General features: G+C 48.8%; 11 protein-coding genes and 1 pseudogene. 8 read left to right on the top strand and 4 right to left on the bottom strand.

The annotated features are described in order from the left end of the window. Nucleotides 1–52: 52 nt before the first annotated feature. The 8 genes and pseudogenes from K4A83_RS02950 (at nucleotide 53) to lepB (ending at nucleotide 11,775) form a co-directional block, all read left to right on the top strand. On the top strand, nucleotides 53–751 hold the full coding sequence (locus K4A83_RS02950) for a ComF family protein (RefSeq protein WP_265262900.1): 699 nt from the start codon (nucleotides 53–55) through the stop codon (nucleotides 749–751). Beyond that, a complete protein-coding gene (locus K4A83_RS02955; RefSeq protein ID WP_265262901.1) occupies nucleotides 723–1,142 on the top strand; it encodes a GtrA family protein in 420 nt (139 codons plus the stop codon). The genes K4A83_RS02950 and K4A83_RS02955 overlap by 29 nt, the downstream gene beginning before the upstream one ends. A gap of 265 nt (nucleotides 1,143–1,407) precedes the next feature. Continuing rightward, nucleotides 1,408–3,894, top strand: a complete 2,487-nt coding sequence (gene gghA, locus K4A83_RS02960; protein ID WP_265262902.1) for a glucosylglycerol hydrolase — start codon at nucleotides 1,408–1,410, stop codon at nucleotides 3,892–3,894. 184 nt (nucleotides 3,895–4,078) lie between these two features. Then, nucleotides 4,079–4,552 (top strand): annotated as a pseudogene (locus K4A83_RS02965) (RNA-guided endonuclease InsQ/TnpB family protein); the annotation flags it as partial. Nucleotides 4,553–4,755: 203 nt separating this feature from the next. Further along, on the top strand, nucleotides 4,756–7,545 hold the full coding sequence (locus K4A83_RS02970; RefSeq protein WP_265262904.1) for a family 10 glycosylhydrolase: 2,790 nt from the start codon (nucleotides 4,756–4,758) through the stop codon (nucleotides 7,543–7,545). A 56-nt stretch (nucleotides 7,546–7,601) separates the two neighbouring features. After that, a complete protein-coding gene (locus K4A83_RS02975) occupies nucleotides 7,602–7,859 on the top strand; it encodes a hypothetical protein (protein WP_265262905.1) in 258 nt (85 codons plus the stop codon). Between the two features lie 376 nt (nucleotides 7,860–8,235). Next, nucleotides 8,236–10,620, top strand: coding sequence for a transglycosylase domain-containing protein (locus tag K4A83_RS02980; RefSeq protein WP_407809797.1), 2,385 nt, complete (start codon nucleotides 8,236–8,238; stop codon nucleotides 10,618–10,620). Nucleotides 10,621–11,181: 561 nt separating this feature from the next. Beyond that, on the top strand, nucleotides 11,182–11,775 hold the full coding sequence (gene lepB / locus K4A83_RS02985) for a signal peptidase I (protein ID WP_265262907.1): 594 nt from the start codon (nucleotides 11,182–11,184) through the stop codon (nucleotides 11,773–11,775). Nucleotides 11,776–11,902: 127 nt separating this feature from the next. Here lepB and msrA read toward each other — a convergent pair whose 3' ends face one another. The 4 genes from msrA to K4A83_RS03005 form a co-directional block, all read right to left on the bottom strand. Then, nucleotides 11,903–12,559 (bottom strand): peptide-methionine (S)-S-oxide reductase MsrA, encoded by a 657-nt coding sequence (msrA, locus tag K4A83_RS02990; protein ID WP_265262908.1) that lies wholly within the window; start codon nucleotides 12,557–12,559, stop codon nucleotides 11,903–11,905. Nucleotides 12,560–12,703: 144 nt separating this feature from the next. Beyond that, complete coding sequence (locus tag K4A83_RS02995; RefSeq protein ID WP_265262909.1) at nucleotides 12,704–13,426, bottom strand: DUF975 family protein; 723 nt, start codon at nucleotides 13,424–13,426, stop codon at nucleotides 12,704–12,706. Next, nucleotides 13,404–14,087 carry a DUF2189 domain-containing protein gene (locus K4A83_RS03000; protein WP_265262910.1) on the bottom strand — a complete coding sequence of 228 codons (684 nt, stop codon included), beginning with the start codon at nucleotides 14,085–14,087 and terminating at the stop codon, nucleotides 13,404–13,406. The genes K4A83_RS02995 and K4A83_RS03000 overlap by 23 nt, the downstream gene beginning before the upstream one ends. 186 nt (nucleotides 14,088–14,273) lie before the next feature. Then, a complete protein-coding gene (locus tag K4A83_RS03005; RefSeq protein WP_265262911.1) occupies nucleotides 14,274–14,939 on the bottom strand; it encodes a DUF2189 domain-containing protein in 666 nt (221 codons plus the stop codon). Nucleotides 14,940–15,226: the final 287 nt, after the last annotated feature.

A 15,226-nucleotide genomic window follows, 5' to 3' on the forward strand; every position in this document is an offset into this window, starting at 1 on the left:
AAGGCGACCCTAGAATTGTATCTGTACTTTGGCTTAGATGGGGGGAAAAGGGATGAAGCGCTGGGGATGGGAGAGTTTTTTGTCGTTGTTTTTAAGCACGAATTGTCCATTGTGCGATCGCAAGGCGGATATCTGTCTTTGTTCAAGTTGCCGGCGTCAACTCCAACGTTGTCAACTCCCCGCTTCCCAAGCGGTGTGGGAAGATGAAATCAAGGGATTTGCTTGGGGAGCTTATCAAGGGGTGCTAAAACGGGCGATCGCGGTCCTAAAATATGATAATCAACCCCAACTGGCTGAACCCTTGGGACAGTGGATGGGAGTAGCTTGGCTCAAAACCTCTCCTTTTCCCCCTCCTCATCACTATGTAGTAGTTCCCATCCCCCTCCACACCCAACGTCAACAACAACGAGGATTCAATCAAGCCGAACTCTTAGCGCTTAGTTTTTGCCGATTTACAGGTTTGCGGTTACAATCACAAGGTTTAAAGCGCGATCGCGAAACCCAAGCCATGTATAGCTTAAACCCCGAAGAACGGGCAGAAAACCTCAAAAATGCCTTTTGTCTCGGCACACCCTTCCAGAAGCGTCTTCCTCGCTCTCCTGTCCTCCTTCTAGACGACATTTACACCACAGGTGCAACCATTCGTTCAGCCCGTCAAATTTTAACCCAAGCGGGAATTCCTGTAGCCGGAGTAGTTACTTTAGCTAAAACGTCCTTTAATCATGAATCAGCTACAAACTCGTATCACTAACTTTTATAACAATTCAGTTGTCCGGTGGTGGATTATTGGGCTATTTTTCACCGGAATTAATTTTCCCGTTTTATATGTCTTAGTAGAATTACTACGCATCCCCGAAATTTGGGCTACCCTACTCGCCGCAGAAATTTCTACCTTATTACGTTTCCCCCTCAATGATCGTTGGGTGTTTGGCTACCGTTACCCCACCTTAAAACGCCTGTGGCAATATCATGTCAGTACCCTAAGCGGGTTTCTCATTTGGTGGGGAGGAACCGTGATTTTTATTGAATTTTTCGGCATTCATTACATGATTTCAGCCTTACTAGCTACCTGTATTTCTGTGGGGTGGAATATGGCGACCAATTTCCTCTGGGTTTGGAAGAAAAAATCATCAGAAGATTGACAATCCCACAGCTAAAGCACTTAGGATTCTTAGTTCTCCGACTTGTATACTGCTCCCTGTTCTCTGTTCTCTTTGCTTTCCCTTATGGATGACAAAACTCAAATAGAAACGCTATAAGAGCTAAAGGGTGAGATTAAGGGGCAGTCAGGAGGGGGAAATGCAACCAGAACATGGCTCAGGATAACAAGAACGTTCAGCCTCACGGAAGAACCTGCTAGACTGGATAGGAAAAAATGTTACCGAACCGTTACAAAGAGACTGAATCGTGCTATTGCAAACAAAACCCTCGGTGCAACTGGTTGACACCGAAACTCACAAACTGATTGACTGGGTGAACCAAGTAGAACAATCGGATCAGACGATTTTTGAGAAATCCCAGATGTTAGCCACGAAACTGGGCGCTCATTATCGCCCTGATGGCCTCGTGGAAATTGGCTTTTGGACTCCCTTGTTGATTGCGCAGGTGATGCGCAAAATGGAGATTTATCTAGAAGTTTTAACACCGATTGATCCCATTGATCTGCGGGCAACAGAACAGATTGTGCATTTTCGGCGCGATCGCATTAACCTCATCCAACAAGGCGAATTTCACTGGGGCGTTGTAGAAGGGATGAATCCCGGCAGTCGCGACCAAATTGGCTCATTCTACTGGTTACGCTACATCGACCAAAACGACCAATTACAAGCCATTCGCGACCCCTTAGCCTATTCCCTCCCCTACGGAGTCTTTGCACCAGCCGAACTCTATGATATGGCCAGTTTACAACGGGAACGGGGGGATCTCGACTATATCCGTCGCACTAGCGCCTCTGCTTTGCCAGATAATAACCAATTAGCCCTAGCCAAGGCAACACCCCGCATCCCTCGGGTACGCGCCCCCCATAATATCCTACAACTCCACATCGGCACAGCGTCGGCCGAGGGAACAATGGAAGGATTAACCCAGCTTTATCAAACCATCTCCGATAAGTTATCGGCTGGGATTCCCCTCACTCCAACCGAGGAAAACTATATCGGTTATGATGCGGTGCAGTTTCTGCCCACGGAACCCACCATTGAATATCGGGATGAGTACAGTCCCGAAAGTGAGTTTTTCTCCTTCATGGGGGCGAAGGAGGATATCCTCACCATCGAGTTAACTAAACCCCACACCCAAGACTGGGGTTATGATGTACCGATTTTAGGCTCTAGCACAACCAATCCGGCACTTTTGGGCAGTTTACGACCCGATGAGGTGATTGATCTCATTTCCACCCTGCATAATTTCGCCACTGGTCCGATTCAGGTGATTTATGATTTGGTCTACGGTCACGCAGACAACCAATCGGAATTATTACTCTCCCGTCAATTCCTGAAAGGACCGAATATGTACGGTCAGGATTTAAACCATCAATTCCCCATGGTGCGGTCAATTTTCTTGGAAATGCAGCGTCGGAAAATTAACACCGGGGCGGATGGAATCCGAGTCGATGGCGGACAAGATTTCCGCTTTTTTAATCCTCTCACCGGACGGGTAGAATATGATGATGCTTACCTGTTGGCTATGAGTGATTTAGTCCAAGAAATTGAGGGCTGCCAACGGTTATTATTTACCATCTATGAGGACGGTCGTCCTTGGCCTCAAGAGGGGTGGGAAGAGATTTCAACGTATCGAGAATTGATTGAGCTTAAACCGGATTCTTATCAGTGGGGACCCTTGATTTTTGCCCATAATACCCCTACATTAAAAGGGTTTTGGGAGCGTAAATGGCGCAGAGTTTGCGAGGTCATTTATCAAGGAGAAAATTGGATCACAGGCTGCGCCAATCATGACACGGTACGGCGGGGGAATCAAGTCGATCCCGAGGCTGATATTAACTGGAATTTGGGGCATAATTTAGCCCAAGTGTTGCGCAATGCTTACGATAACCAGGCGGTGACGCTGTGGGTTTATGGCTTTAGTCCGGGCTTGCCCATGGACTTTATTAATGCCACAATGCACGCCCCTTGGATGTTTTTTAGGAATACTGATGAACGGTATGGGGTGAAAGTAGTTTCGGAGGAAATTGGCTTTTTGGACTGGCAAATTACCCCAGAAATTTATCAAAAAAGAAACCATTTCACTCGCTTGAAACATTTAGGGTTTAAACGCCTAGATGATGTGCGGGATTTTGGCAAAGCCCTGCAAAGCATTATGGAACAGAAAGATTACAATATTTCTGAGGTGGTTAAAGCGGTGCGCCTATGTATGGAGGGTCAAGAGGAAGCTTGTGAAATCCCCAAAATTAAAACCCTCAATCGTTCAGGAATGTTGCGCTTTTTGGGTAAGTTAGATTTAGACCGTTTAAAGTCTTTTGCTCGCCTGTTTATGGAAGATTGTTATGAGATTTGTAACGTCTCTCATTATAGCCAAAATTTGAAGCCAGAACAGACGCAATTTAATCTGAGTTTGCGCAATTTCCGCCATCAACATCCCTGGTTACGTCGCAATTTAGCGGGGATGGATCAGTTTAATAAACACAGTGAAGAAAATGCCACGGTGTTTTACGGGGTGCGTAGTAATCCTGAACAAGTTGAGGATTCTGTCCTGATGGTTGCCCATATGGGTGGAGATCCGGTAACAGTGGAATTGGAGGAATGGTTACAAGTGGAAACCAGTCAGTGGGAAGTAGCGATCGCCTCCCCCGGTTTTCATCTGAAAAACCCGAAAAAGTTCAAACTCAAGGACTCCCAAGGGGTTTTATTGCGACCGTCCCTAAGCACTTCCGCTTAAACCTGTGAAATCTGGGATTGTTTGTTCCGCCAATAATCCCAATTCACAACCCGCTAGATGTTTTAATAAAATGTTGCTTCCTCCCTTGCAGGGAGGAGATGAATAGCAACCAATAAACAAACTGAGCGATCGCGAATCCTCGGATGAGCAGGTACAATGTGATCGGCAACAGCAAATCAAGATAATGTATAAGGCATACAAGTATCGCATCTACCCAACCGACGACCAAAAAGTGTCTCTCGCCAAGGCCTTTGGATGCTGTCGTTGGTATTGGAATTTTGCACTCAACCTATGCCAAGAAACCTATCTCAAGACAGGCAAGGGATTATCTCGTGGATATATCCAGAGTCTGTTGCCGGGGTTCAAAAAGGAATACCCTTGGCTAAGGGATGCCTATTCCCAGTCCTTGCAAGTTGTTGCTCTCAATCTTTCCACTGCCGACAAAAACTGCTTTGAGAAGCGGGCGCAATTGCCCCGTTTCACGTCAAAGCATGGTCGGCAGTCATTAAGTTATCCCGCCAACGTTAAGTTTGAGGGAGACTCTATCAAACTACCGGGGAAGATTGGGCTAGTCTACTGCCATCGTCATCGAGCATTGGAAGGGACAATCAAAACTGTCACTGTCTCCAAACATGCTGATGGACAATACTATGCGGCACAAAATATCAGAAATGAAGCCTTGCGGATCTTGTCGTTGGGAACCAGCGATACTGCCTGGGGAGGGAGTGTAAGACAACCTGGCAAAACATCGGTTTTGTTAGATGCAGTTCCCGTTGAATCAGGAAGCCCCATCCTCGCCAACGGCAGGGTGGGGTAGTTCATTTTAGAGAAGATCGACAGATACACAGGAGTGAGTGAGCTTTGAGTCTTGGTTTTCGTGCAGAACACCCCGTTTCCTCCTCTGGAGTTGACCTCCAGACCCCCCAAACGGGTTCTCGAATCAGAAGCGTTCTCTTAACGGCTGCGATCGCCGTCGGATTTTACGCCCTCCCCCTTGAAGCGTTAGCCCAAGGGCAACGTATTGCCGTAGTGAGAAGTCCAGAAAATGTCAGACAATGGCCTGGCATTACCCAACGTCTGCAACAGGTGGGCGTAGATTACTGTATATTAGACCTCTCAGAAGTCCAAGCCGGGCCAACTCTCCAACAGGTGGGGGTGTTAGTCTTACCCAATCTGGAAACTCTAACGGGATCTCAAGTCACCACCTTGGATAGTTGGGTGAGAAATGGGGGCAAAGTTATAGTCACAGGACCCACGGGAAGCTTATCCCAGCCGGAAGTGCGATCGCAACTGCGCACCCTCCTCGGCGCTTACTGGGGTTTCCCCCTCACCAGTCCTTCTACCCTCCAACTGAACCCCATCGCCCAAACCGCTTGGCGCAGTTCTGACCCCCTCTCCAGCACCCTCCGGGGCGGAGTTATTATCCCCGCCAGTCGAGAGAGTCAAACCGTCGCCGTTTGGCAAGCCGACGGCACCCCCCCCGCCGTCGTCACCACCCGAGAAATTACCTTTTTCGGTTGGCGCTGGGGCAGTGACGAAGTGGCCACCGTAGACCTCGATAGCGCTTGGTTACAGGCCGCCCTCCAACGTTACGGCACCACCCCCGCCCCTAGCTCCTTCACCGCTCAATCCTGCACCGGAGGACGGGGAGCCGCCCAACTGCCCCCCTCCCCAACCCAAACAACCCCCACAGCCGGACGACCCACCACAGAACGTCCCACCATTGCCCAAACCAGCACCAGCGCCCGTCCCCCGGCAACAACCGCCGCCCCACCCCCAGTTCCCCTAGCTCCCCCGGTGCAAACCGCCCAGAACCTGCCAGAGGACGATGACGCGCCCTTTACCCCCCCACCCCGTCGATTTGACCCCAACCGACCCGGCACCCTTGCCCCAGCCGAAATTCGGGCAATGCAGGCTGATTTAGAACGATTAGTGGGACGGTATGAAAGCGCCCAACTAAGCGCCCAAGCTACCCAAGGGGACCTGAGCGGCACCCTCAGCCAAGCCATCGAACAATCCCTAAACGGTCGCGCCAATACTCAGTTCGCTTCCACCCAACTGGCCGCCGCCCCCATGACTAACGCCCGTCAAGGCTTGACTAACTTCCAGAACTATGTGGCACAAGGGGACTATAACCAAGCCCGGGAACAGTGGCGACTCACCCAAGGCTATATCTGGGATAATTACCCCATCTCAGGGGTGATTCAAACCCCCGAAACCCGGGCCATGTGGTTAGATCGGGGGAGTATTGTCCGCGCTGGGTCTGAGGCAGGTTTAGCCCGCATCTTTGACCGTCTCGCCAATGCGGGGATTAATACGGTATTCTTTGAAACCCTCAACGCCAGTTATCCCATTTATCCCAGTAGCGTTGCCCCAGAACAAAACCCCCTCACTCAAGGCTGGGATCCCCTAGCCTCAGCCGTCAAGCTCGCCCATGAACGGGGGATGGAACTACACGCTTGGGTCTGGATTTTTGCGGCGGCCAACCAACGCCATAATATTCTGTTACGCCAACCCCCGGAATACCTCGGCCCCGTTCTCACTCGTAATCCCCAGTGGGCCAGTTTGGATAGACAGGGAAATGTTTTTAAACCCAATACCCGGAAAGCCTTTTTTGACCCCGCTAATCCAGAAGTTCGGGCTTACTTACTGTCTATTGTGGATGAAATAGCCACCAAATATGATGTAGATGGAATTCATTTAGACTATATTCGCTATCCCTTCCAAGATCCTCGGGTCAATCAAACTCATGGTTACGGGATTGCCGGACGGACGCGCTTCCGCCAATTAACAGGGGTGGATCCTGCCACCCTCACCCCCAGTCATCCTCTCTGGAATCAGTGGACTCAGTTCCGTATCCAACAGGTGGATCAGTTTGTGGCGGAAACTTCGGAGTTGTTGAAACGCAAACACCCGGATCTGATTCTCTCGGGTGCGGTGTTCCCCCTCCCGACTCAGGAACGCCTATCGCGCTTACAACAAAACTGGGAGGGCTGGATTCAACAGGGGCAGATTGATTTATTAGTGCCGATGACCTATGCCCGGGACACGGACAGCTTTGAACAGTTGACCGAACCGTTGTTTAATCGGGGGATGACGGGGGCGACGCTGGTTTTACCGGGGATTCGGCTGTTGGGTTTACCAACGATGGTTACGGTGGATCAAATGCAGCACACGCGCAACTCTCCTACGGGAGGTTATGCCCTATTTGCGGCGCAGAATTTGAGTCTAAATTTGCAGCAGGTTTTGCGTCAAAGTCAAGGTCAACTCGGACGAGGCCGCCCTCCAGCGTTAATCCCCCATCGTTCGCCCTTTAAGGCGGCTCAAGGGCGTTATGATGCTCTACAACGGGAATGGCAGTTTTTGGTGAGTCAGAACCGTTTACCGATGGAAGAACGGCAGATGCGGGAGTGGGGACGACAATCGGCCGCCGTTGCGATCGCCTTAGAAGAATTAGCCGCCCGTCCTTCCGCCCCCAACTTAAATCGCGCTCGTTCGGAATTAACCACCTTCCAGCGTCAATTCGGCTCTTGGATGCAGCAATATGGCCAACAGTCCCCCTATCAAGTCCAAGCTTGGCAAAATCGGTTAGTGAGTATTGATGTTTTATTGCGCTATGGTGAACAAGTGGAATTAAGACGGGGACGGTAAACTGTTCCGTTCGTAAGGGAACAGGGAATAGGGAATAGGGAATTGATAATTGATAATTGACAATTGACAATTATTCCCGACTCCCCCTGCTCCCCCTCTCCCCTGCTCCCCTGCTCCCGACTCCCCAAGTTATTCGGCAAACCCTAAATGGGGGGCTAAAGCCCAACAACGAACCCCTTGTAGAGTACGTCAGAAACATTAATCCTGACTCACCCTTTTTGACCCATCTCCAATCCCTCCTCCCCCCTTGTCCTACCGACGATTCGCGCAAGTCCCCCCCAGAGCGAACCGGATTTTTTGGTCAAGAAAAATAAAACGAGCGCGTGCAAAATCCGGAAGAAGGTCATACAATGAGCAAAAATTAGCTACTGGCTGAATTTAAATTCAGTCTGTATTATGTTTGTGGTTGTGTGGCGTAGCTGAGGAGTTGGCGTGTCAAAGTTCATCCAAAAGCCGAAAGGTCAAGTCAATTCATTACAGAATGGCTCCAGTTCAATCGGGATGCCACCCCTGTCGAGTCCATCGAAGACAGGGAAATCTAAAGTTGGCAAGTCTGTGGCTGGAAAAGCTCAGGAACAAAAATCGACCTCTACTGTTTCTGTGCCGTCTCCAGTGATGACCTCAACTCAAGGCCAAGACCTAGCTTCCCCCTCCTCGATTCCCTCGGGAAATGAAGCTTCTTCTAAGGGGATGAGGACACAACTCACGACCTTAGCCCGTCGTCCTTGGCTGTGGGGCGCTGCGATCGCCGCATTAGGTCTGGGAGGAGCAACAGCCTACGGTTATCAAGTGTGGACAACCGTTGAAAGTTTATTGCCGGAATCGGTCGATCGGGTCTTGACCTATTCCCGAGAAGAAACCATTACCGTTAAAGCCTCAGATGGCACCGTATTACAGGAAATCGGACCCGTTACCCACGAAAAACTGAAGATTTCCGAAATTCCCAACTTAGTGGTTCAAGCCTTTATAGCCAGCGAAGATCGACGGTTTTTAGAACATGATGGGGTAGACCCCCAAGGGATCTTACGGGCAAGTTTAGCCAACTTACGAGCCGGGCGAGTGGTGGAAGGGGGAAGTACCATCACCCAACAACTGAGCCGCATTGTCTTTTTAAGTCAAGATCGGGATATGACCCGCAAACTCAAAGAAATGCGCATCGCCCAGAAAGTTGAGGACGAGTTTAATAAAGAACAAATTTTAGAACGGTATCTCAATCTGGTTTATTTGGGCTCCGGGGCCTACGGAGTCGCCGATGCCGCTTGGGTTTATTTTGGCAAAACGGTTAAAGAATTAACCCTCGAAGAAGTCGCCACCCTCGCTGGAATTACCCCCGCCCCCAGTCGCTATTCGCCCATTCAAAATCCTGAAGTAGCCACCCGCCAACGGAATCGAGTGTTAGAACGAATGCGGGATACGGGGTTTATTAGTGCAGGACAAGCGGCGATCGCCATTTCCTCCCCCTTGAATCTGAATCCCCAAGAACCGAAACGTTTATACCGCAAAGTTCCCTACTTCACCGACTACATTCAAGAAGAACTGAGAACCATCCTCACCCCCGAACAAATGGTCAAAGGGGGTTTAGTTGTAGAAACCACCATCAATATGGAATGGCAACAGGCCGCCGAAGATGCTGTAGCTAAAGCCGTTGCCCGGTACGGAGACGCTCAACGCTTCTCCCAAGCCTCCCTAGTCGCCGTTGACCCTAAAACCGGAGCGATTCGGGCAATGGTCGGCGGGAAAGACTATTTCAACAAAGACGAAAACGGGGAATTTAACCGAGTGACCCAAGCCAAACGTCAGCCGGGGTCAGCCTTTAAGCCCTTTGTCTATGCGGCGGCGATCGCCTCGGGAACCTCCCCCTACAAAACCATTCTCGACGCGCCCTACGTTGTCGATGGTTACGAACCCAAAAACTACAACGACACCTATCGCGACTATATCAACCTACAACAGGCCCTCGCCCAATCTGCCAACGTTCCCGCCGTTCGTCTGTTAGTGGATGTCGGTTGGAATCCCGTGATTCAAATTGCCCGCAACATGGGCATTCAGTCCGAACTCAAACCCACCTACTCCCTCGCCTTGGGAGCATCCGAAGTCACCCTCTTAGAACTGACCAGCGCCTACGGAGCCTTTGCCAACGAAGGGCAACACCATAAAGGACACGGCATCAGTCGCATCCTCAACCAAGAAGGCGAGGTCATCTATCAGGCTAAAGACGAAGCCGAAAAAGCCCTAGACCCCGATTCCGCCAACATCATGAACTGGATGTTACAGTCCGTCGTAACCCAAGGCACGGGCAGCCCCGCCCGTCTCGGGGACCGTCCAGTAGCCGGGAAAACCGGAACCTCCGACGAGTACCGCGATCTGTGGTTTGTGGGTTATATCCCCCAACTCACCGCCGGAGTGTGGCTCGGCAACGACAACAACGAACCCACCCGAGGTTCCAGTGGGACAGCCGCCCAAGTTTGGCAAGACTTCATGGCACGGGTCACAGAAACCGTCCCCCCCGAAGAATTCCCCGACCGACCTCAACAATTGAGTGGTCGCACCGCCTTCATCGAGGCCGAACCCCTCAAACCCAAACAGAGTTTCTATCGCCGGGTACCCGTGGCACAACAACAACAGCCCGCCCGTCAAGCCTCTACTCGTCGTCAGACCCAAACGACCACCCAAAGCAGTCCCCAGCGTCGGGCTGCGACCCCGGCTGCTGCGCCCAGTCGTCCCGCACCAGCCCAACAACCCGCCCGGCGACAAGCCGCCAGTCCGCCACCGCGTCCCGCGCAACCCGCCCGGCAACCCGCACCTCAACGGACTCGGACTCAAACCACAGCCCCAGCCCCCCAACGTAGCACCGCCCCCGCTCGTCAGTCAGCCCCAGCACCCGCTCGTCAGTCGGCTCCCGCCCCGGCTCGTCAGGCCGCCCCAGCCCGTCCCGCTCCGGCCGCCCCAGCCCCGGCTCCAGCCCCAGCCCAACCTCAAACCCCACGGTTAAACAAACCGGCTCCGGCTGCTGCCCCCGCCCCCGCTCCGGCTGCTGCCCCCGCTCCTGAGTTGTATAAACCGCCCAAAGATTAATTCAGGGTTAAGACCGGAAAGCTCACCCCACTTAAGTGGGGCTTGCTGAAAAAAAACAACGCTAGACTCAGCAAGGGAATAGGGAACAGGGAATAGGGAATTGATAATTGAGAATTGATAATTGCTCCCCTGCTCCCCTGCTCCCCCTCTCCCCCGCTCCCCAAGTTATTCAGCAAGCCCTAAGTACAAGGTGGGGTGAGGCGTTTTGTGCAGGATTATCTGAGACTTAACAAAAGGCACACAAGCTTAACTTATCAAGGTTGACCACAGCCCATCTCGCGAATTGTCCTGAACGGCTCGACCTGACTCAGAAGCAAGCAATGACGATCTTGACAATCTTCGCTTTTGCATAGAGCGTAGTGAATTGTAAATTGCTGTCTGGCAAGGGCTACAATGGAGAAAATTGTGATCCCTGTGTTGTCGTTATCCCCTGTGATAGGGCATCTCGTGAGTGAGGCACGGGTTAGGGTAAAAGTCAGGAAAACCCATGATTTCTGATGGTGGATATCATAAGTTTCATTGATTTCCGTATTTTATTTTTTAGCTAGATATTGCCTGGTTATGTCTCAATCCCAAAATACAGTTATTGAAGTTTTAAAAACCTTAGCCTTGAGTGGGGTGTTGGCGGTGGGAGTTCGTCAGTTTGTAGCTGAAGCACGGTATATTCCCTCCGAGTCTATGTTACCGACGCTGGAAATTGATGATCGGTTGATGATTGAAAAGTTAACCTATCGTTTCCGGGAACCAAAACGGGGAGAGATTATTGTGTTTATCCCGCCCAATGAGGCGATTTTATGCAATCCTCAGCAGTCTTTACCGATTACTGATGCTTATATTAAACGGATTATTGGTTTACCGGGGGATGAGATTGAAATTCGGGATAGTTTGGTCTATGTCAATGGGAAACTATTAGATGAGGATTATATTCACGGTTCTCCGCTTTACGAACAAGACCCGACGATTGTTCCGGCAGATTCCTATTTTGTGTTAGGGGATAATCGCAATAATTCCTGTGATTCTCATGTTTGGGGTTTTGTCCCGGCTTCTAATATTATTGGTCGGGCGGCGCTGCGTTTTCTACCATTTAATCGGATTGGCAATTTACCGGAAACGGTTCATTTTAGTGAGGAGCAACAAGGAACTATTGAGAATTGAGAATTGATAATTGATAATTATTTTCGGGAGTCGGGAATAAGCACTCGTGCCAGTTTTCCCTAAAATCCAATGCGCTGAAGCGCAACTACAAACCTTGCCTATTCCCTTGTCTTGAGGCCGGGGAGTGTCAAACCGTGGCAACTCCTAGGGGACAAGTTACACCTGTTCCTCCTAAACCGCAGTAACCATTCGGATTTTTGGCTAAATACTGTTGATGGTAGTCTTCGGCGTAATAAAATTCTTGAGCGGGTAGGATTTCGGTGGTGATGGTACCATATCCAGCCTCGGTTAGGGCTTTTTGATATTCCACTTTTGAGGCGTCGGCCAGTTGTTTCTGTTCTTCGGAATAGGTGTAAATGCCGGAACGGTATTGTGTGCCGACATCGTTTCCTTGACGCATTCCTTGGGTGGGATTGTGACTCTCCCAGAACAGTTTGAGCAGTTGTTGATAGGTCACTACTTTGGGGTCGTAGACGACAAAAACCACCTCGTTATGACCTGTTAATCCGGTACAAACTTCCTGATAGGTGGGGTTTGGGGTGATCCCGGCGGCATAACCGACGGCTGTGGTGTAAACTCCCTCTTGTTGCCAGAATTTGCGCTCTGCTCCCCAAAAACAGCCTAGACCAAAAAGGGCGGTTTCCATGCCGGGGGGGAAGGGGGGAGTTAGGGGGTGTTGGTTGACAAAGTGGCGATCGCGCACGGGCATCTTTTCCGACCGACCCGGTAATGCTTCTTGTGCTGTGGGAATCGATAGTTTTTTCCCAAATCCAAATAAACCCATAAAACAGTACCTTGTTGTTGAATTTTGTTTATATGTTAACTAATGTAACATTTTCGCCCAGAAGATAGACAGGGGGAACAACGAACCTCACACCTAACAACCAATCTTGACAAAATGCACACAAGCTTAACTTGTCAAAGTTGCCTAATAACTGTCCTGGACATTGCCGTATTTTAACCCCGCGATATTGCGATAAGCAGCCGTCCAAATAGCATAAGTGAGGGGAAGGGATACAAAGACTCCCAGCCCGCAGGCTAAAATGCCCAAGAGGTTGATTCCGAATATCATAATACTGAGCAGGAACCAACCAAACCAGTTACGACTCACCAACTGTCGGCTAGTTTCCATGGCTTCCCAAAAGTTGAGCCTACGATCCACAATCAACAGAGGTACTAGAACATAGGAAACTCCTATATAAATGCCCGGAAGAATGCACAAAAACAAACCGACGATGGTAAAAATAGTGCTAATCAGACTACCTGCGACTAATTGAACAAAATAGTCGAACCCTTTGAAAAAGTCATTAAATGAGCTAGATTGTTGTTGTAATCCTTGAATCGCAATGAGATAAAATCCTACTTCTAGAGGGGTAATAATTAAGAATTGAAGCATACTCCCAAGGCCAGTCCCCCCCCATTCATTTGAATTATCTGATAGTCTGCCTAAGATAATATCTACAATCGTGATGGTTAAAATAACTACGAGATAAAAGAAGGTGCTGGTTATAAAAAGAGCAGAGTTTTTTTGAAATACTTGCCAACCTTGTTTTATGTAATCTTCTAGTTGAAATACATAGCCTTCAACAAGGACTTGTGAGAGATTTTTCGGTTTGTTATTCTGCATTTTAAGTATCTTGGATGTTACCATATTTTAAACCTACTACGTCTTTGTAGGCGGCAATCCAAATCCCATAGCTTAGGGGTAAGGAAACGAGGACACCAAATCCACAGGCTAATACGCCTAAAATGTTAATTACTACAACACAAATACTGAGTGAGAACCAAGAAAACCAATTTTTAGTAACCAGTTGACGGCTGGTTTCCATCGCTTCCCAGAAGCTGAGTTTACGATCCACAATTAAAGGGATGACTAGGGTATAAGAAACGGCTAGGTAAATTCCCGGAATGACACAGAGAATTATACCAATGATGATAAAAATAGCACTGACTAAACCCCCGGCTACTAATTGAAAGTAGCGTTCAAACCCTTTGAAAAAATCGTTAAATGACCGAGCTTGTCCTTGAAAAGTTTTGAGCGCAATGATGTAAAACCCTGCTTCTAGGGGAATCCTAATGAAAAATTGTAAAAGTCCAGAAAGACCACTACTCCCCCCTTGGTTTTCAGTCACAAATGATTGATCAATGATTGCAATCACAACTAAAACGAAAAGATAAAAAAATGTGGTGGTAATGAAAAGGGCAGTATTTTCTCGAAAGACTTGCCAACCTTGTTTAATGTAATCTTCTATTTGAAAATTGTATCCTTCCGCGACTAATTGTGAAAGGTTTTTGGGGCCGTTGTCTTGCATGATTTTCCAGCACTATTAAGGAATTATGGGGTGAAATGACCATTCTGGGTTCAACCTCTGCCCAATTGTAGTAAAAATTCCAAGGTGGGGGCAATTTCCTTAAGATCTAATTAAAATTCAGCCGGGAAGCCCCTAGATTCTTTGATATAGGGGGCTTGGGCGGAATCTCTTATTGACGCTCATATTTTAACCCACAACATCTCGATAAGCGGCTGTCCAGATGGCATAGGAGACGGGAATTGAAATGAGCAGTCCAAATCCACAAGCAAAAAATCCCAACAGGTGAATGCCCAAGATGTTCACGGATAGGGAAAACCACCCTAACCAGTTACGACTCACCAGTTGGCGGCTGGTTTCCATGGCTTCCCAGAAGTTGAGTTTGCGATCAACGATTAAAAGCGGAACGAGGACATAGCAAACTCCGAGATAAAACCCCGGCAGAATGAATAAGACCAGACCGATTATGATCAAAAGGGTAGTCATGAATCCGGCAGCTACTAATTGCAGATAATAGCCAAACCAGCTAAAAAAATCGCCGAATGAACTGGATTTTCCTTGGAAGAGTTTAAGGGAAATGACATAAAATCCGGTTTGTAGCGGTTCTCTAATAAAGAAGTGTAAGACAAAACCAATTGGATTGAGAGTAAATTGATTGGACTCTTGGGAGAAGTCCAAAGCATTATCAAATTGGATCACGATTAGCAAAATCACACTAAATATGATTGAACTCACGATGAAGGTGTTGGCATTTTGTTTAAAGATTTCCCAGCCTTGGTTGAGATAAGTCCGTAGATTGAAGTTGTATCCTTGCGCGACTAATTGGGTGAGATTTTTTCGTTTGTTGTGCTGCATAACTTTTAAGTCTTTTTAAAAAATATTGCTGGAAAAACTTAAGCTTAAAAGCTTTTAAATTAATATCGATTAGTCACTTTTTCGCTTAATCTGCTTTGAGCGATGAAGCGAACAAAAAAAAGCCCGGTGGAGGCAAAGTTCACTTTGCCTCTACTCAGCAATGCCTTAAAACGGCTATTTTTGTCCAACTACTGCCCAATGTTAGCGAAAATCGACGATTTGACTGGATCTGCTTAACATATCCTTAGAAACGGGGAATGGGACGCTCGGAGGGGGGGACAGGAGGG

The organism is Spirulina subsalsa FACHB-351, assembly GCF_026130165.1.
GTDB lineage: Bacteria > Cyanobacteriota > Cyanobacteriia > Cyanobacteriales > Spirulinaceae > Spirulina_A > Spirulina_A subsalsa_A.